The organism is Vibrio sp. 10N.261.52.C11 (assembly GCF_041471405.1).
Classification (GTDB): Bacteria; Pseudomonadota; Gammaproteobacteria; order Enterobacterales; family Vibrionaceae; genus Vibrio; species Vibrio crassostreae_C.
In genome coordinates, this window is sequence record NZ_JBFROI010000052.1 from 1 (window position 1) to 20,111 (window position 20,111).

The window sequence follows — 20,111 nt, forward strand, 5'->3', positions numbered from 1 at the left end:
TTAAGTGAACGGCATTAACGCTTGGAGAGTTCTTTTTGAAGATGATGAAAACAATCAACCCAAGCTCGTTTCTGAAGTTCACCGAGCTCCAAGCCAGGGAAGTTCTCACTAAACTCAGAACACATGTTGGCCAACCAGTTTTCTTCTTGTTCTTGAAGAAAGACATCAATCCTATTTGCATAGCAATAAGTCATTCACGGTCCTCTTCAGTTTGCTTGCAACTTTGCAACGATGGGAACATCAGCTGCAGCCCAATCTAAAGAAGTTAGTTCATCGAGATTTAACCACAATGCTTGAATATGCTCAGTAAGTACTATCTTTCGGTTTTCGACAGGACATAAATAAGCGTGCATCGTGATATGAAAGTCAGGGTAAGCATGCTCAACCGTCATGAAATAATCTACATGTTCGATATTCAGATGCAGCTCTTCATTCAACTCTCTTTTAATGGCTTCTTCTCTCTGCTCACCTACTTCCACTTTCCCGCCGGGAAATTCAAACTTCTCATGGATATAAGCTAACTTTGAAGGACCGCGCTGAACACACAAAGTTTTATCTTCATGTTGAATAATGGCCGCTACTACTTCTATTTTTTTAACCATATTCACTTGCCCCTAACTATTCTTCTTATAATTCTCAGCCTGCTCTAGCACGCCTTTGTAAACATCATCATTGGCTACTGGTGGGAAGCCATATTTGTGTAGCAGTAAGATTAAATCCACTTTCAACTTGGCTTTGATATCATCGCGCCCTGCCCAGTCTGGATATTGGGCGACATTGTCTACTGTGGTTTTCATCTCCTTCGCCAGTTCGAGCATCTTGTCATCGTCGTAAGTGAAATCGTATTTCTTACGCATGTGGTTCAAGATATCGAGGAACGCTTTCTCTTCTAGATCGATGCCTAGGTCTTCAAACGAGCCCATTTCTTTCACGATATCAAAGATAATATCGGTCATTTCTTGAGAGAAGGTATCGAACTCCTCACCATTCAACACATCATTTTCACGACGTTCGTTGTACTGCTCCACCAGCGATTGGAAGCGCTTAGAGAAGTTCATCCCTTGTAGCTGGTTGACCTTTTTAAAGTCACTTATCGCCTTCTCTAGTAGCTTTTGAAGCAACTGAATCTTGGTGTTAGGCAACTTAATCTTGTTGATACGAGCCAAGTAGTCTTCATCAAATATATCAATGGCTTCTGCGTGTTCATCACCAATGGTAAAGATCTCTTCTACTCCATCGGCACGGAGGGCTTCTGCCACTAACTCACGAACACGCTTATTCATTTGTGCCGTGTCTGGTGCATCACCTTTGGTTAATTTAAAGATGATAGAACGAACAGCAATATAGAAGTGGATTTGGTCGCGCTCTTGCTGAGATAACAATTCACTACCACAACAAACATCATAAGCCGCCTTCATACGGCCGACTAAAGCCATGAATCGGGTTTCGCCTTTCTTGGTTTGAAGAATGTATTCTGCCGACTGATTAAGACACTCTAGCTGCTTACACGGCTCTCCTGTGTAATAACCGGACGTATCGAACTTGTGGAACATCTGTCTTAATAAATCGAGGTGGTTCTTCACCTCAATAACGGAAAAACGAATATCTTCAAAGTTAGTCTCATCAGCCTTTGAATACATCGCTAAGGCTTGATTCATTCGCGACTTGATACCAATGTAATCGACAACCAGCCCTTTCGCCTTGCCTTCAAACTTTCGGTTAACACGTGAGATAGTTTGAATCAGGTTGTGTTTCTGCAACGGCTTATCGATGTAGATAGTATCCAATTCAGGAACGTCAAAACCTGTTAGCCACATGTCGACTACAATGGCTATTTTGAAATTCGACTTAGGACTCTTAAACTGCTGGTCGAGTGATTTTCTATATTCCTTCGTCCCTAGTAGGCTGTACTGATCAGGGTCATCGTCTTTACCGCGCGTCATCACCATTTGCACCATCGCAAGCGGCTTTAACTCTTCTTTCTCTTTTTCAGTCAGCTCGACGCCATCAATCGATAGCTTTTCCTCGAACCATTCTGGCTTTAAGATTTTGACTTGCTTATAGAAATCAAATGCGATTTCACGACTCGCACAGACAAACATCGCCTTGCCCTTTATCGTAGAACCTTCTTTAACTCGCCCTTCATAATGTTCAACAAAGTCTTTCGCCAAAGCTTCAATACGATCAGGGTCACCAAGAATCGCGTTCATATTGGCAGAAGCTTTCTTGCTCTCTTCTATCTGATGTTCATTAGTGCCCGCTTCTGCGCACGCTTGGTAGTATTTCTCTACCTCTTCAAGCTTACTGTTATCAAGAATGACTTTGGCTGCTCGGCCTTCATAAACAATACGAACCGTAATTTCATCATTAACAGATTCTGTCATGGTGTAGCTGTCTACTGCATCACCGAATACATCAAGGGTGGCATCGATCGGCGTTCCGGTGAAACCAACGTAAGTCGCGCTTGGAAGAGAATCGTGCAGATACTTAGCAAAGCCGTATGTCTCTTTCACATCGACGGCTACACCATCTTGATATTTGATCACCACTTTCTTATCGAGGTTGACCTGTGAACGGTGCGCTTCATCAGAAATACAGATGATGTTTGTACGCTCTGAAAGCAATTCGATGTCTTCGGTGAACTTATGAATGGTAGTCAGGAACACACCACCACTCTTGATGCCTTGCAGCTTGTCTCTTAAATCTTGACGGCTTTTAACTGGCACAACCATCTCATCACCAATGTAATCAGAGGCATTACAGAACTGTTTAGAAAGCTGATCATCGAGATCGTTACGGTCGGTAATAAGTACAATGGTCGGGCTTTCAAAATCGATGCTTTTCATCAATAGGCGAGATAGAAACTGCATGGTAAAGCTCTTACCACACCCTGTTGCACCAAAGTAAGTACCGCCTTTACCACTACCGTATGGCTTACGTTCTTTGTCTATGTTGTAGTAAAGCTTACGCGCTGCGTAGTACTGCGGGTAACGACAACAGACTTTTATCTCTTTCTTAGAGGTATCAGGGAAGAAGACAAAGTTCTTCACTACATCAAGTAATCGAGTTTGGTTAAACAACCCGGCAATCATGGTGTAGAGGGAATTAATACCCTCTTTTTCGGTAGACTCGTTGCCCGTTACTTTGCGCCACGCGTAAAAAAACTCATACGGCGCAAACAGGTTACCCATTTTGTTGTTCACGCCATCGCTGATAATACACATCGCGTTGTAGACGAACAGCTTGGGAATATCACGGCGATAACGAACGCAAATTTGCTTCCATGCATCAAAGATGGTCGCGTCTTTCTCTCGCACGGCACTTTTGAATTCAAACACCACCAGCGGTAAGCCGTTCACATAAAGGATGCCATCAGGGATTCGAACTTGTTCATCGACACCTTCAATCTCTAGCTGGTTAACGATTTTATAGATATTGGTATCAGTCGGGTCTAGGCGATATGTTTCTAAGTAACTAACATTACCCTCTGCAACTTCTCTATCAGTATTATCTGATTTAGATTTATTCTCTAGCAACGGGACAAACATCAAGCGTAAGGCTTGTGCCAAATGTCTTGTGTCGATTAACTCAATATAGAGGTCTTTCTTTGAGCGATCTTCACGCTTAAACAGAAAGCCATTGGTTAGCCATTGGCAGAAGGTTTTATTGCTATGGTATAAATCACTGGCAGGCAACGTTGAGATCATACGAACAATGGTGTCAATTTCGCTCTCGGTTATAGCATCGCCTCGGTACTGCTTGGCAAGGTAGCGGCGTAAGTCATCTAAGATGAGTACTTGTTCTTTGTCTTCACGCGCTATTTGTTCACCCACTACGTGTGGGTAGCCTTGCTCACCCAATAGCTCAATAATGGCCTGTTCGAGTTTGGCTTCAGTAAATTTTAAGCTCATCGCCTTTTCCTACTGCTGTTTGACGTTGTTTGTTGTTTTCTAAATTGAGTTATTTAAATTTGTTTTGTAGTAACTCGGTTTCGGGCTTTGTTCCATTTTCTCAACACCGCAGATCTTGTCACCTCCGCAGAATCAGATATATTTTGAATAATATTTCTGAATTAAAGCGAACATATTACGCTTACGCTTGTACGTGGTAGCGAGTTGCGCCACCTGACTATAAAATGTCGCCAATTGAGTAGGATGCGATTTCAGCATATTCTCTAAACGTCGAAGTAACTCTAAAGCTTGATCGTAAGCCGTATTATTGGTCTGTTCGATATAAGATGAGACTGCTCGCAGATAATAATCCAGCGTATTTTCAGGTTTATCATCCACAATATGATCGGCAAGCGAAATAAGTCCTTGTATTGATATTTTATGTTCGGCAACCCATTCGCACGCTTTGTCTAATTGCTGGTTATCGATATAGAACAGAACCAAGGCATCCGTACGATCAGAAGCTTGATTATAGCGGTCTGGTTGTTGATAGGCATTGGCAAGTAGCAGTTCAGTGCGGGAGAAAAATTCAACATCATCAATTTGGTAATTGGCTTTAAACTTCGCTAACTGTTGATAATATTGAAAGCTTGGTGATTGTTCTAACAAACGGTTAGCTAATACCCATGCAGAATGGATTTCACCTAGTTCAACATAAAGACGGAATTGAGCTTGTTCGCACGCACGAAGTTCATAATCACTCGCCATTTTTTTCGCCTTAGCTAACCAAAACTCAGCTTCTAACGGCTCTTGCTCATCAATGAACATATCAACAACTTCAAGATAATCTCGACACGTTCGTGCTATTTTTTGTTTAATTTCCGCCACTTCACGCCAATCGGAGCTGTGTTTCATTAACGGAACTGCCCATGAGCGTAAGTTCCAGCTACTCTCATCTTGCGATGCTTGATCTATCGCTTGGCGGCATAAGGTTAGAAAGTGGGTGTTAGATTGCCAAATCGCTCCAAAACTCTCTTCAATCGAAGGAAATACGTCAAATTCGTAATGGGTCAAACGCTCAAACATCCACTGCGCTTTCTCTTGCTCACTCCAATTAAGCTTTGCCAGCGTCTTTGGCATGTGTTCGTTAATCATGCTTTCAATGCCATAACGATCGCCATTGGAGTCATCAATTTGCTCTAGCACCTTATTCAACCGTTCAACAAGGTAGTTGATTAATTTCCATTGATGATCGGCGTTAAGGCTTTGCATTGATTCAATGATCATGTTCAATTGAATTTCTGCTGAGTTGAAATAATCATGGCTTTCTCGCCAATCCCAGAGCTGTTCTCGCGGTAAGGCTTGGGTAACCAACTTTTTCAGCTCGCCATATACGGCTGGCTTTTCGCGTATTTCAATTTTTGTCAGCAGTGCATTCCATGTGTACTCATCTTCTTCTAGGTATTCGAGTAGCATCTCTACCATGGCCTCTTCACCAAGGCTTTGCAGGTGATTTTTTATGGTATCTCGTTCACTACTTTGGTTTAAAGCTTGTTCTTGGTCTTGTAGGCAAAGGGCAACCGCCACGCCGTGCTTGCACAACATTTGATATTGCGCCGCAGGGCAAGTACAAGTGCCAACCAGATCGCCAGTGAAATCGAGGCTCACTTGATAATTGAGGCTGCCTTTGACCTGTGCGGTCGCGGTGTTGCCAACAAGGTTAAGCTTGCGTACTGCACCACTGCGTGAAAGCAAGATGCCTTTTTGCAAAGTGCTTGTTTCACACAGTGTCGTCAATTCAGAAATGTCGATTTCACGAGTATTAGTTGCGTTCATTATATTATGGTTCCACCTACGCTTTGCTTTGTTCTATTTCGGATTCATCTAATTCCCACCTTCGTTATCTCAGAACCGAGGCGCGAGGTATCTGAGATCTCGCTTTTCACCACCGTCAAAAACGAGATTCCTGATAAGTTCGTCCCTCACTTTCTGGAATGACGAAAGGTTACTCTGCCAGTTCTTTAACTTGTTCTACTTGCACGCTTTCTAAGTCGATTTCGCCGGAAAGCAATTTAGGAAGCAAGGTATCTCGTAGCTGCTCTAGCTCTTTAGACTGACGTTTCAGCGACTCCATCATCAAGTATTTAGTTGTTACTAATTCAGCATACTTCTCCGCTAATTCCACCGGAGGTAGCACAACATCTTTGATAATAAACTCAGACCAATGACGTCGATACTCTTGAAACTCTTGCTTTCCTTGGATCGCATAGTAAGTCCAAATCGTTGGTCTAACGCTACCCTTAAGAGGAATTACATTCGAGGATATATCGAACTTTGAACAAGATAAGTGTGTGATACAGGTGTGGTCACCAAAAATGAAAACAGGGTCTTCTGGAGAAGCATCAAAGCCTGCGTCATCGTTATGAAAACCTAGCAAAATACTTGCGCCTTGTTCATAAACAGGCGTTTTACCATAAGGCTCAACTTGCTTCTTGGTATAGCGTTTCTTTGGTTTTAATCGTTGTACGATGTCACCAACTTGAACCGCATCCCAACCTTCTGGAATCAAACCCAACTCAGACTCAACGAGCTTTTCTGGAAAAAGCGAGGCAGTAGCAGTATCCATCCCTTTTGGCTGTTCACCATTCATTTTGGCTTTTACAGGGTCGAAGTCGACAAACCAAGACTTAAACAGCGTTTGTGCCATTTTCTCTAGGGTTTGGTTGATTTGGTTGTTGAGTGTGATTTTTTTGTCTACGTTACGCAATATCTCCGAGATACGTTTTTGCGTATCCAAAGACGGTAAGTTCAATTCGAATTTCGAGCAATCCCCGACACGAATATGGCTGACCACTGACCCAGACCCTTCGTGCATAGAAAACTGATGCTGTAAATCTGGCGACAAAAATGAGTACAGGAGGAAGTGCGGATCAAGCTTTGTTTCATCTGCTCGATATTGCATTATCCTTTGTCCCAAGAATAATTGCTCTGATGAGTTAACAATACCCACCTCACCTAGTGGTGCTTCACGTGTAAGCAAAACGTCATTGCGCTCGACAGTTGCTCGTCTCGTCCATTTAGCGAATGTGTCAGCATCTACACAACGGCAGTCGTCGGTTGAAACTCGCCCGTTTTTGATGTTCGGTGTGCGAATCATTTTGTAAAGCGTAGGCACAGGTGAAACAGGGGCAGTCTTGTTTACACAATCAACAATTAATTCGCATATATCTGAAACTTTGACTCTTGGCCAATTACTCCCCATAACCCAGCGCCTCCAAATTCTGGCGAATCGCTTTATCCAACTCTTGAGATTGGTTCATTTGGCTGTATAGGGTTTGTGAAAGCTCGCTCATCTTGGTTTCAAACGGAATGCCGTCATCTTCCACATCAGCTGCACCTACATAGCGGCCCGGAGTCAGTACAAAGTCATTAGCCTTGATATCAGTAATCGTCGCTGATTTGCTAAAGCCTGCTTTATCTTCATACTTCTCAACTTTGCCATCACCACGCTCAATGCGCGCTTTAAGTTCTGCTTCATCACAGCGCCAGGCGTGGTAAGTGTCTGCAATCAGAGCGATGTCGTCTTTTGTGAGCTCTTTGTTGGTACGGCTAATCATGGTGCCCATTTCACGAGCATCAATGAACAGCGTCTCTCTTTGGCGGTTACGGAAACCTTTGGTTGTGTTCTCGGTTTTGTCTTTTGTGATAAACCAGATGCACACTGGGATCTGCGTAGTAAAGAACAACTGCCCCGGCAAAGCGATCATACATTCAACGCGATCGTTCTCGATAAGTTGCTGGCGGATCTCCCCTTCACCTGAGGTATTTGAACTCATAGAGCCGTTCGCCAATACAAAGCCTGCCGTGCCTGTTTCACTTAGCTTCGAGAGCATGTGCAAAATCCAACCATAGTTGGCATTACCTGTTGGCGGTGTACGATAGCCAGCAAAGCGCGCATCATCGGTTAGCTCGGCCTCATTACGCCAACCTTTAAGGTTAAACGGTGGGTTAGCCATGATGTAATCAGCTTTTAAGTCTTTATGCTGGTCAGCAAAAAAGGTATCGGCTGCACGTTCACCTAAGTTGCCAGATAAACCGCGAATGGCTAAGTTCATCTTCGCCAGTTTATAAGTGGTCGAGGTCAACTCTTGACCATAAATAGCAATATCTTTGGTGCGCCCTTCGTGCTCTTTAATGAATTTTAAAGACTGAACAAACATACCGCCCGAGCCACAAGCCGGGTCGTAGATCTTACCTTGGAAAGGTTCTAGCATTTCAGCTAACAGTGTTACCACTGACTTAGGCGTGTAGAACTCGCCACCACCCTTGCCTTCGGTTGCTGCAAACTTACCTAAGAAGTATTCGTAAACACGACCCACTAAGTCTTCTTCGCTCATGTCACATTCGTTTGCCAGCGTGTCGATGTTTTCGATGCTGTCGATAAGTGACGCCAGCTTTTTCACTTCCAGACCTTGGCGCGAGAAGTAGTTGTCTGGCAAAGCGTCTTTTAAGCTAGGGTTGTTTTTTTCGATAGTCGATAAAGCGGTATCGATGATGATAGCGATATCATCTTGCTTAGCGCGCGCTTTAACAAATGACCAACGCGCATCTTCTGGTAAAAAGAAGATGTTGTCTTGTTGGTAGAACTCTTTCATCTCAACAAACGCTTCTTGCCCGTCGTCTATCATCTTCTGACGGCGTGCTTCAAACTTGTCGCTGATGAACTTTAAGAACACAAGGCTTAACACCACGTGTTTGTATTCAGATGACTCAACACTGCCACGCAACTGATTAGCGGTATCCCAAAGGGTCTCTTCAAAGCCTTTGGTCGCTTTTTTAGCTTTTGACGCAGGCTTAGCTTTTGAGGCGGGTTTCTTGTTAGCGGGTGCTTTTGCCATGTTGTTAATTACTCGAATAATGTAGGACTCTGCTTTCAAGCGCAGACTATTGAGGGCGATTATATATGAAATTGAATGAGTTGAATTGATAAAGCTCCGATTTTAGGCGCTTTTTACGTACCTTAAGATAAGGAAATATCCCAATGATCGAGCATTTTAAAAAAGCCACAAAATTCGTTTAATCTTTATAAATAATTCAGTGGCTAGATTAGTATTACCTAACTGCCTTGTAGGCACTCTGCATGAGCTTTACAACATTTGATTGATTACCCCAAGGTAAACATACCTATCTCCGCACTTACAGGGGAGCTCGACATTTACGTGACAAAATTTGATGTAACCTTACGGCTATTTGATTTGCCATGATTGACTCTTGGGTTATCCCTTTTTCCAGTTCAGACATTATGGACTCTAACTTAGGGGGGATAATTTTTGAGACTCGCTCCCAGTCTTGGTATTGGTCCGCAAATAGCTCTGAGCGGCCATGTTCTTTGAGAGTATCTGTTGATAAATTAGGTAGCAGCATATAAGTCGCTCCCGATGATAAAGCTAAAGAGATACCTTTAGGATCGGTATCAAACCAAGCTATAAGCTCTACGCCTGGAAAAGCCAACGCAATTTCTTTTGATATTACTCCCGTGTCCTTATCTCCTCGGTAAACAATAAGAGGATTAGATCCTATGTCGGTTTGTACTAATCTAAACTTAGAAAATGCTTCATAGTTTTCAACAATCACAACTTGGCTGTGCTCAATGCTCGTCAAATGACTTAGAGCTACCTCAATGTTCATGCCCTCTTGTAAGTCATATGATTTACCATTTATGTTCGTGGACAAAATCCCATAAACTTTAATGACCTTGTCTTTGACAGGGCTTGAGCTTAACTTCTCGTTAGGAAAGAACTGAGCCATATCCGTTCGAGAATTAGGGATGGGATCAGTTAAAAGATCAAAACCAGATTGATCTTTAATCACCTTCCTAATTTGACGTATATCTCTAGGCGTCAGCTGCAAATGTTCTCCTCTGGCGCTCCCAACACTAAAGTCGCGATGAAAAGTATCAAACACGCCACTCAGCGCTACACTGGCACCTTCATTAACCTTCGCAGGAGAGAAGAGTTGCTTTAACCGATATAAATCACTACCCGTTATATCATCAATAATTCTACTCACAGTTTCCTCGCTATAGACACATCTTCTAAGTGAAGGTTGCCGTAACCTATATTGCTACCTTTTGCTAAATAGGTATAAGACCCGATAGGCTCAACGGTAAAGCCTTTGCTATCTTCGGGAAGCATTGAACTATGGAAATTAAGCACGCTAAATAGCCACACGTCTTTAGCGCAAGTGAGCTGGTCAAGATCTTCCGGTAAGTCACTATTGATTTGCTCGTAATACTCCAAAGCGGAAATGCTGGTTTTTCCCTTACCAATAAAGGCTTCAGCAAAAAAGGTATCGCAATGAGAATCAATGTCCGCTTCAATCAGCTCTTGTATTTCAACATCAAGAGTCAATTCTCGTCGCTCAGCTTCTTCAACAACCGGAAGCTCTTCTTGTTCTGCAGGCTGTGCCGTAATTTTTTCAACAATATCAGCCAATTCCGGCTCTTGGTCCATATCATCAGGATTTGGGTGATGCGCAAATTGTAACGGCTCTGAAAGCCAAAACATCGGTATACCATCGTGCTTTGCTACCTCATCAGGCAAAATCAAATCGTCACTTGGTGTCCAGTGTGGCTCTTGATCAATAAACCGATCAAAGGCATTGATCAGGTCCTTATCGCGTTCGCGGTTACGATACTTCAGCATCAAAGCTCGGAGTTGAATTAGGATAGATCCGAGCTCTTGTTGGCAACTACGAATCGCACTGTGCATTTCAGCACAAAACAAGGTGTTGAGCTCTGAGTTATCTCCAGCCATTTCACTCAACAACTTAAAAGAGAAAGCTTTCATGCCAGTAACAAGCTTTTCAGCTTGCTCTATAGCAACTTGGTTCTCTTTTTGTTTTTGAGCGAGCGTATGGCCATAGCCAAAATCATAACTGATACGGTTTCTTAAGCGACGACAAGACTCTTGCAAGTCCATTGTGATTTCATAAACCACACCTTCAAGGCTATTAAACCTATCCGCCTCTTGTTCTCTTTTGCCATTTAATTTAGCTTCCAGGTATTCTTGCGCTAAGCTCTGAATTTCTGGAATGCGCTCAGCATGTTGAGTCCCAAGAAATGAACTCGCTTCCGTTTCAAGGAAGTAGTTCATCAATGCTTCCATCTTAGGGTGCACGCGGTAGCCGCGGCTTGTCACGATAACAACACGGGCTTCTTTTAATTTACGTAGGTCATTGGCGTTTTCATGAGTCTCACGTATCGTGCCATTTTCAAAAACATGCGTTAATGTGTCCTTTGCTTGGCTGATTAAGCGAAGCATGTGGTTAACACCACCATGTTTCCCATTGTTTTGAGGGCTCATCAAAAGTCGAACTCCCCTTGGTTCTCGTTTGCTTTGTTAACTGTCTCAACGATCTTTTCATGCGTATCGATGAAATCGAGCACCTCGTAGACAAAGTCTAATTTTCCCGTCATCACATAGAGTTGGCGCTCTTTGTTTACTAAATGAGCCACCCCTTCTTTAACCAGAAATTCGACAACTACATTGAGTTTATCCGCTGCACTGTCACGCACTTTTTTCCGACTCACTTTTGGAAGTCGATAAATACTATCGAGTTTCTCCATCAAGCTAGGAGACGATTGGATTTGCGCACTCAGCACAGGCACATTTAACTCATCACCACCAACCATCACAGCTTCAACTTGAGCAGCCTCACTGACTGTCGCTACGAACTTAACCACAGGTCGAATGATACCGTGTACATTACTCATCAACGCGGTCACCTGACGACGATTGTGGTCGTCGATACTTTTATAGGTAACATAATAGGCGCTGGTTCTGCTCGTACATTGGAGCTCGCGCCCCATAAGAGTCAACGCTTGATTGATTTCTCGGCGTGTACGATCCTCTTTAAGCGTCTTGTAAGCTTCACGATCCGTTGCTGGGCAGATAAAGCTACCACTAAGTAGAGATTCTAAGACTTGTGATACTGGCTTCATGCTTCTACTCCTGTGCTAGTTTCAGCGGCTTTAGCTAACGCAAGTTTGCTTACTTTAGGTTTGTTGAAAATGTTCTTGTAAGGCGTTAAGTGATACAGATACTTAAATAAGTTGGCCGTACGATTATTGCCATCGGGTTGAGCCGCGATAACATTGAAGTTGTGTGCCCCCATCATTTTGAGCAGTTTGGCTTGGTTTTCTGCCGTCAGCTTACCAATCTCATCGGTTGGGTAAGTTATTGATAGTCGACTTGCTCCACGTTGTTGTGTCAGAAGTGCTAAATACAACATGGATTGAATGAGCAAGTTCGTACCATTACTGGCCAAATCACGCATATCTTTATCTGTTTTGGCCGTTTTACGCTGGTTGTTCTCGATGACTTCAAATTTGATGTCAAACAGCTCAGTAGGCTTTTTAACTTTCTCGGCACTAATATGGTATGTCAGTGTGCTTAAAGCGTTGAAAAACTCTTTGGTTGGTAGCTCAGCAGATCCCGTTTTATCCCACTCTTCGTAAATCTCAGAGAAGTTAATAATATCTTGCCAACCTTGTAGTTTGGAAAGTGAACTTTCAACGTTAATGTCAATAGAACCAACCACCGAGAACGTGTTATTGAGCTTTACTTGTTCAGAGATATTACGACCAAGTTTCTTAATGTCACGGTCGAAGCCGAGTAGCCGATGCTTGAAGTCAACGAGCATGCGCCCCATGTTGACCGCGCTTTCAATTGTTATGCTGGTCACCTGAGGAATAATGTCATTCATGATGATTTCTAGAATATCTATTCGCTTAGAGTCACTAGCAACAATATCCTCTGTAATGGCGTTTCGGCTGCTTTCATTCCAGAAACGATACAGCTCCCCGTCACCAAGGTTGAGAGTGATAGTTTCCATCTGTTGTATATCTTTTTTACGTAGCTTAGTAAGCCTCTCTAACTCCGGGAGTTTGCTCTCTACATAGCTCAAGAGTGAATTTAAATCGCCGTTATAATCGAGCGCTTCTTGGCTGCCTTCTTCGACCTCAAACATCACATAGTTAGTTAGGCGAGAGATTGCACTGTCAGCTCGCTGTTTGTGGTTTCTCAAGATAGAGAGCTTCTCATCAAACTCTTTTTTGGTTCGATGAGCTTTGGCTCTCAACTCTTTCAGTTTAGTTTCAAAAGATTCAAACTCTTGATGCACCGTTTCAAGTTCTTTGACCTTAGTATTTCGATCGTCACGTCTCTTAGGATCATCCACTTCATAAACAGCAAGCCATATCTCGTATTCTTTGATTTTATGAGACTTCACTTTTAAGTTTTTGATCTCATTATCAAGCAATTCAATTTCTTCTTTGTAGCGTTGATAGATTTCACCGCTAATACCTTGATCACTCAACCGCTGTTCATACTCCGTTTTGATGCGCTGTTTGTTCTCGCCCAACGTCAGAGTACTTTTTTCCAGTAGTTCATCTATAGCTCCGATCGTGAGATCAAGTGATGATTCAACATTGCTAATTTGAGTAAGCCTGTCGTTGTTTAGCTCTAATTTTGCTTCTTCAAAACGTTCAAGCGTTACTGAGATTTCCCTATCAATCAGGGCTATAGCTTTCTCAATCGATTTGATGTTTATATTAATTTTTTCGACTAAGCCCTCTTTTGCACGGGCAATCTCTATTTTCTTGTTTTTAAGGTTAACCTTAGTTTGTGATAGGTCACCCTCAGCGTTTCGCAGTTCATTGCGTAATCGTGATAACTCAAGCGTTGACTGCTTAACAGCAAAATCATTTTTCAAAATTTGCTTATTGAAATCAGCCTCTGCGTCTTCAAGCTCAACGATACGGTCCATCAAGTGAGCCTGCTCTTCCACATCAGCTTTGTTGGTGACACTACAATCTGCTAGGTTGCTCGTATCGATATATAAATCGTACATTGAACCTGAATCTTCAGTCATTGATGGTGTGAGTGTCGTGTCCATCAAAAGCTCATCGGTGAGAACACGACCAAGTGGAGAGCTTTGCCACCCCTGTCGATTAGCCTCCAGGAACGAGAACAAGGTTCCTGAATCTGGGTCTAATCGGTTACTGACTACTTTTAGCCTGGTTTCGGCATCGCGCATATTTCGACGAGTGGCCTCTAATCTTTCGAGTAGTTTTTCACGTTTAGTTTGTAAGTTGACTCCTTCCTTCTCACTCAAAGTTGTCGTGTGTTTTAACGTGTCTACTTGTTCTTGTAATCTGTCCTTCTCAGACTCCAACTGCTCTCTCTGCTCAATGAGAAACTCATCAATATCTGGGTTCTTTAGTCGCTGCTTTTGAGTAGCGAGTTCAGCCCTATGCTCCATAAGAGCCTGAGATTTATCCGCTGTAAAAATCGTATGGGTTTGGGTCAGTTCCTTTAACTGTGGCTGATATACATCGTCTATCTTGTCTTTTTTAACCTTGCACTCTTTCTCGGCATCAAGTTTTTGCTCTGTTAGGTCAGACTTTTCTTTATTGAACTTACTAACAAGGTTTTGTTTGTCTTTCTCATACTTTGCTTTCGCATCATTTACCTTAGTTTCAAGATCGGCGTAACTTTGTCTTTGTTGTGCCACCCTGTCTTCCATTTCTGGCAATTGCTTTAGCTTAACGGACAGTTCTGGATAACCACTATTTTCGTATGTTATAAGCTTGCTGTGATGTACTTCGATCTCAGAGTTAATACTTGTGATAGAGCGTTGAAGAGCGCTCTTTTGAACCTCTTTATCAAGCTTATCTTGATTAATTTCGCCAATCTGCTTGTCACTGTTTTCAAGAAAATCTGAGCGCTCGATTTCGGTTTTCTTAAGAGATTCATCAAGGCTTTCAGAGGCTTCACGAATGATTGTTAAGGCATTGGCGAGCTGAGTGGTTAGATAGGCAATCTGCTTATTGTTCGCAATAGCTTCAATGAACGCTTCTTTTTTGGCTAGGAACGCTGTTAGGCCGTTGTAGTCATCACACCATTGTTCAATTCTGTTTGCATCCACACCAAACTCTAATGTGCTATTTCCTTGCTCGAGGATATCCAGGAAAAGCGCCTTTGTGTCGGCCATATTGAATTCACCTTGAATCAACGCCGCTGTGATTTTTTCAATGTGACGGACATCATGACGACCAGAGCACAAAGAGTAGCTCAGGAACTGATTGCTCAAATTCCCTGCATTAATATTTTGGATAATTTCGCGGTACTCTTTGACGCTAGTAATACGCGACTCGTATTCTAAGCCGTTAGCGTTCAGCTCCCCGGCCAGCTTTGTACAGCCGATAGCGTAAGGCTTATCTTCGCTGTCTTGTTTAATGATCACTGACTGCTCAAACTGACCTTTAACGAAAAGGTAAACAATGCCACCTTTAGTACTAAGGTTTCGATAACAAATGACATGAGCAACTTGACCACGAGCAGTAATGTACTCGAAAACAATATAACTGTTGTTGTGTGGTAAATACCATTCGGCAAAGGGCTTATTGACATTCGATTTCCTGACGATCTGCGTGCCAGTCGCCCCATAAAAAAACGGAATGAGCCTTAAAAGTGATGTTTTGCCTTCTCCGTTACCGCCAGTGATCTGAGTGGGAGCGTCAAAAGAATACTCAGAAAACATCTTGTTTTTCTGATAAGAATTTATTGCGATAACTTTGGTCAATCCGGCATACATCATCGTATCTATCTCGAGTTATGTTGTTTTTCTTGACTGAAAATCAACCAGTTTGAATTTGTGGCCACCAAATCAGGTTACAGCTTTCAATACCATCGACTCTCTCACAGTAAAGATTCCTGACTTTTCCTGCCCTTGTCAATATCCACAATAAATATATGTACTTTTTTGCTACATGTATATACTGTATACATCAACATGTAACATTTATGAGCACGAACATGAATCAAGCAGATATCAAATGGGACCAACAAGTACGATTTCGACTAATTGAGATAATTGCTCTTTGGGAGGGTCGACTGACGACAAATCACCTATGTGATGCTTTTCACATAGGGAGACAACAAGCTTCCAGGGATATCAACAAGTACATTAGCTTAACTGACCAAGGTCAATTGATACTGGATAGAACAATTAAAGGCTATAGGCCAGCAGACAACTTTAAGCCTTTATTTACTCAAGGCACTGCTCATGAGTATCTACTTATGCTTCATCAGCAATATAACCAAGAAGAGACCTTCGAGTTCTTTAATTGGGGGGAAGCTCAATCGACCGTATTGAACGTTCCTGAAAGGGCTATATCACCAAGCATTGTTCGAGGATTAATTGCGGCAGCAAGGGCTAACCTTCGCGTCGATATTGACTATGTATCGCTCTCTACACCTGAGGTTCGAGGTCGAATTATTGCGCCTCACAGCTTAGTCTATGATGGGATCAGGTGGCATGTAAGAGCATATTGTGAAGAGAAAAATGAATTTCGAGATTTCGTGTTAAGTCGCTTTAGGAACGAACCTGACTTAATGGATAAGTCACCAAAAATGCGAGAACATGATGACAACTGGAACCATCAAGTTAAGTTAACGATTACACCTAATCCTTACTTGTCTGAGCAACAACAAGTTGTTGTTGCTGACGACTACGCTATGAAAAACAAGAAGATGGAAATAGTAACTCGTGGAGCTTTAGTCAATTATTACTTGCGACGTATGAGCGTCATACAAGACCAAAAGCTGCTAAAAGAACAACCAGAAGCCTATCAATTGACTGCTCACTTTGACGAAAGTCTACCTATATAAATCAAGGTTCGTTCGAGACAATCCGATAAGATTGGTGATGTTCTAGATGGAACATTACCTGTCTGTGCTAGCAATTAGAACCCGACTTTTTGGTATCACTTTCAATAAGAACACACTAACTCACTCACCCTTCTCCCGGTCGCCCTCGCTGATGTCATAAAACCTGTCATTTTCTAAGCTAATGAGGACAAGCATACTAACCTCTATATAGACCCCAATGAGTATCTCAAATGACTCTACAGGCCATGTTGATAAATCATCCAATTTAGGGGGGGGGGCATTGACCATGATATCGATAACGAATAAAACAAAGAGGTCGACCATGACACACAACTCAACAAGAATTGCACAAGCGCTTAAGGAGCTTTCTACAAGCTCCTCAAAAAAAATACAGAACGGTATTAAAATGCTGAAGGCAAACTATCGAGCCGAAGACAGGAAAATAACAGCTATTCAATTAGCTAAAGCTGCAGGGTACGAAAATTACATGACGGGTAATGAGCAGTACGGCAGCTTTGCTCATGAGCTAAGCCTTATCCTCCAGCACACACCTGAACAGCAAAAAAATGGAGTACCTATTTGGACATATACCATTTGTACAGCGGCTGATGAAACAAGTATCAATGGTCACTTCACGTGGGTATTAAAAGATCAGGTGGCAGAAGCTCTAGAAGAGTTAAAATGGGTCACTCCTATCGCTCCAAACAACGTAATAACAGATTTAGAAATGATGCAGACTCAGCTCGATACTTTGTCAGAAAAAGATAGAGAGACAACCATTCAAGCACGGATCGGGCAAGGACTATTTCGAGATCAGCTCATTCATCATTGGACAAGTTGTTCGGTGACAGGATTCGATAACACGGATTTTCTTGTTGCATCCCACATCAAACCTTGGCGTGACTGCTCCGCATCCGAAGCGATAGATATGACAAATGGATTATTGCTTACCCCAAACTTAGATACTGCTTTTGATAAAGGCTACATATCTTTTGATCGTGATGGTCTGATTATGTTATCACCACAATTAACATCAAATGACGTCGAAAAACTGAATATTTCACCCACCATGAAGCTTCGTTGGTGCTTGCCCCAGCATGATCATTTTTTGCAGTATCATCGAAAACACATCTTTAGGAAAGACTCCTAATTAGTGGTTAGTACTTTTTGAATCACTCTCCTGACGGCCAATGCTCAAGCCATAACTAGCATTTAGTGAAATGCGCCGCAATTTATATCATTACGCTTTCTTTCTAAGGTAGGTCAAACAATAAATAGATATCTTAGATATTGGAAAAGTAGAGCTATGGCTAGTAATAGAAAGATAACCAACAATCTGTTCCGAGGTTTTTCACTGTTCTTTTTGGTTTCAGTGATAGCTGTTTTATTTACTCTTTATATTAGTAGCTCCTATTCGACGGCAACAATAGAGGAGAAATTATCCAGTATAACTGGACTGTGGAACCTCCTACTTGGGCTTCCAATTACAGCGGCAGGAGCAATCATTGCCATTATGCTGGCGCAAAAGTCTATCGACATCAGTAAAACACAAGAGCACTTAGAAGAACAAAGTCTTCAACTCAACTCGAAGCTAGCAGAATACGAATTTAAACAAAGCCTGACCTTGAAATGGGAAGAGTCCGTACACCATTACGTAGAGTTGAACGAAGGGATTCAAGCGTTAACCGATAGCTTGAGTAAGCTAAAATATTGGCACCAGAAACCTAAGAATCACTTATCCATATATGGAGCCGAGCTATCTTCTTCTACAACAAAAAATATTCAATTAGCATTCGATAATTATCAGACCGACGAAACTTCGGCAGAGAAATTACAAACAAAGATTATAGTTGGCTTTAATTGCTTTGACTGCCCTTCTCTCTCAATATCCAACAACAAGCTAGTGTTCGACGAAGATAAAAACAAAGAGCTTGCATTTGAGCACAACAAGTCCTTCTATGAGGAAGTCGAAGAGCAAGTGATAACATCGCTGCATAAGGTAGAACTCGCACTCATAGCTATTAATAAATGTGGTTTTACTGCAGAGCTATGGAAAGAAAAATACCGTCAGCACTTGGCTAACAATAGTTTTATGCTCAACAATGCCCTCAAACATTATGACGCCTTGAATTGCCAGTTATCGAATTCTTCTGATCGTCTAAAGTTTAATAGCGAAGTTTATCAAACCCCATTAAAAGCACTCGAAAAGGTTAGAGAATACAAACGAAACCTACAAACGCCTTCTTACTCAATGAAGATTTTTCTCTTAACTTCAAACATTCATCCAGAAGCCAACTACCATAATAATTACTTATCTCTACTAGATTTTATCCCCATCAAGAAGAAAAATCGTACATCATCTCACTTTTGCGGGTTGCCTGTTTCTGAAGATATCTGTACATCTTCAACACCTAGTCTATTTTGGGACGAGTTAGAAACAAACACTATAGTTCGAGTTGAACATTGGCACTCTACGGGGCTTTTGTTTTTCAAAGATATAGTACGAATGATGCCAAACGAAGATGATGTATTAAATTGGTCAAAACAACAATTTACGCTATCACCCCGCTCTCAGTCTTGGATTAAGCAGGACTTATCTTTTGATATAAAAAACATTTTTCTTACCAATCAGGTTTTCGTACCCGTTCTACAAGATGAGCTTCTAGACGATATAGATTTAGGAAATGAGGAACATCAAATTGAACTCAACACCTCAGCTGAGGGGCTATTTTCACAATTTATCGCTTCTGCTGAATACGGTCACTTCCTAACCGATTCATTTTCTTCATATAGTTGCAAAAATATATCGTATAAAACTCATCAATATCGTAATCAATTAATGAAAAAGAGTTATGTCAAAAACTGGGAAGTTCGTCAGCCTAAGTCTACTGAAGACGAAATGATAATTGCTGGGTTTAAATCTCGTATTGATTTGATGTCAGAAGAAAAGAGCCAAGACAGTCCAAGCTGCTCTCCCAGTGAATTAAGGCACCGTCTTCGTAGCAATAGAAGAGTTGAAAAAGCCAGTCATAGTAACCACTTTGACGAATACGTGTTCGGATCTATCGTCTTATTTCCTAAGTTTAACGGCTACTGCGATATACTGGAGTTAGTTGGTAATCAAGAAAGATTGAACGACATATCTCTGGAACGAATACTGTTGTTTAAAGGCAAAACAGAAAATGACAACGGGCACCTTGTTATTGATATATCTAGCACCAATAAAACAATATTCGATGATGTGGATGTCGACGGTGTCGTTAAATGCTTAGAAAATGAAAATGCTGTATCACTCCCCATCCAAAGTTATGAATCATTGATAGTCACCGTATAAATGTTCTCGAGTAACTACTCTCGGGTTTGAAAATTAAGTTAATCGTTCTCGAACACAATAAATTAACGGCTGCTTCTAGAATGGTGGACTTTACAACGAGCTATGGAATCTCTTGGGACCAAGAAATGGTTAAGAGTAAACGCCCCATGAACC

General features: G+C 41.9%; 13 protein-coding genes. 3 read left to right on the top strand and 10 right to left on the bottom strand.

What is annotated here, in order from left to right:
* From AB4323_RS18600 to AB4323_RS18645, 10 genes are all read right to left on the bottom strand, one after another.
* Window positions 1-181 (bottom strand): hypothetical protein (locus tag AB4323_RS18600; protein ID WP_372153068.1); only part of this gene is annotated, 181 nt, incomplete at its 3' end.
* 25 nt (window positions 182-206) lie between these two features.
* Window positions 207-602, bottom strand: a complete 396-nt coding sequence (locus tag AB4323_RS18605; RefSeq protein ID WP_102393898.1) for a (deoxy)nucleoside triphosphate pyrophosphohydrolase — start codon at window positions 600-602, stop codon at window positions 207-209.
* 12 nt (window positions 603-614) lie between these two features.
* Complete coding sequence (locus tag AB4323_RS18610) at window positions 615-3,911, bottom strand: type I restriction endonuclease subunit R (protein WP_372153070.1); 3,297 nt, start codon at window positions 3,909-3,911, stop codon at window positions 615-617.
* A 132-nt stretch (window positions 3,912-4,043) separates the two neighbouring features.
* On the bottom strand, window positions 4,044-5,726 hold the full coding sequence (locus AB4323_RS18615) for an SWIM zinc finger domain-containing protein (RefSeq protein WP_102398486.1): 1,683 nt from the start codon (window positions 5,724-5,726) through the stop codon (window positions 4,044-4,046).
* A gap of 169 nt (window positions 5,727-5,895) precedes the next feature.
* A complete protein-coding gene (locus AB4323_RS18620; protein ID WP_372153072.1) occupies window positions 5,896-7,152 on the bottom strand; it encodes a restriction endonuclease subunit S in 1,257 nt (418 codons plus the stop codon).
* Window positions 7,142-8,788 (bottom strand): N-6 DNA methylase, encoded by a 1,647-nt coding sequence (locus AB4323_RS18625; protein ID WP_372153073.1) that lies wholly within the window; start codon window positions 8,786-8,788, stop codon window positions 7,142-7,144. The genes AB4323_RS18620 and AB4323_RS18625 overlap by 11 nt, the downstream gene beginning before the upstream one ends.
* A gap of 298 nt (window positions 8,789-9,086) precedes the next feature.
* Window positions 9,087-9,959, bottom strand: coding sequence for a hypothetical protein (locus AB4323_RS18630; protein ID WP_372153075.1), 873 nt, complete (start codon window positions 9,957-9,959; stop codon window positions 9,087-9,089).
* On the bottom strand, window positions 9,956-11,254 hold the full coding sequence (locus AB4323_RS18635; RefSeq protein ID WP_102321022.1) for a hypothetical protein: 1,299 nt from the start codon (window positions 11,252-11,254) through the stop codon (window positions 9,956-9,958). Before AB4323_RS18635 ends, AB4323_RS18630 begins: the two co-directional genes overlap by 4 nt.
* The gene (locus tag AB4323_RS18640) at window positions 11,254-11,892 is read right to left on the bottom strand and encodes a hypothetical protein (protein ID WP_102321023.1); all 639 of its coding nucleotides are present in this window, start codon (window positions 11,890-11,892) and stop codon (window positions 11,254-11,256) included. Before AB4323_RS18640 ends, AB4323_RS18635 begins: the two co-directional genes overlap by 1 nt.
* On the bottom strand, window positions 11,889-15,551 hold the full coding sequence (locus AB4323_RS18645; protein WP_372153076.1) for an ATP-binding protein: 3,663 nt from the start codon (window positions 15,549-15,551) through the stop codon (window positions 11,889-11,891). Before AB4323_RS18645 ends, AB4323_RS18640 begins: the two co-directional genes overlap by 4 nt.
* Window positions 15,552-15,769: 218 nt before the next feature.
* Here AB4323_RS18645 and AB4323_RS18650 point away from each other — a divergent pair, with 218 nt between their 5' ends.
* The 3 genes from AB4323_RS18650 (at window position 15,770) to AB4323_RS18660 (ending at window position 19,958) form a co-directional block, all read left to right on the top strand.
* Complete coding sequence (locus AB4323_RS18650) at window positions 15,770-16,624, top strand: WYL domain-containing protein (RefSeq protein ID WP_372153078.1); 855 nt, start codon at window positions 15,770-15,772, stop codon at window positions 16,622-16,624.
* A gap of 322 nt (window positions 16,625-16,946) precedes the next feature.
* On the top strand, window positions 16,947-17,774 hold the full coding sequence (locus AB4323_RS18655; RefSeq protein ID WP_136980187.1) for an HNH endonuclease: 828 nt from the start codon (window positions 16,947-16,949) through the stop codon (window positions 17,772-17,774).
* A 156-nt stretch (window positions 17,775-17,930) separates the two neighbouring features.
* On the top strand, window positions 17,931-19,958 hold the full coding sequence (locus tag AB4323_RS18660) for a hypothetical protein (protein WP_372153080.1): 2,028 nt from the start codon (window positions 17,931-17,933) through the stop codon (window positions 19,956-19,958).
* Window positions 19,959-20,111: the final 153 nt, after the last annotated feature.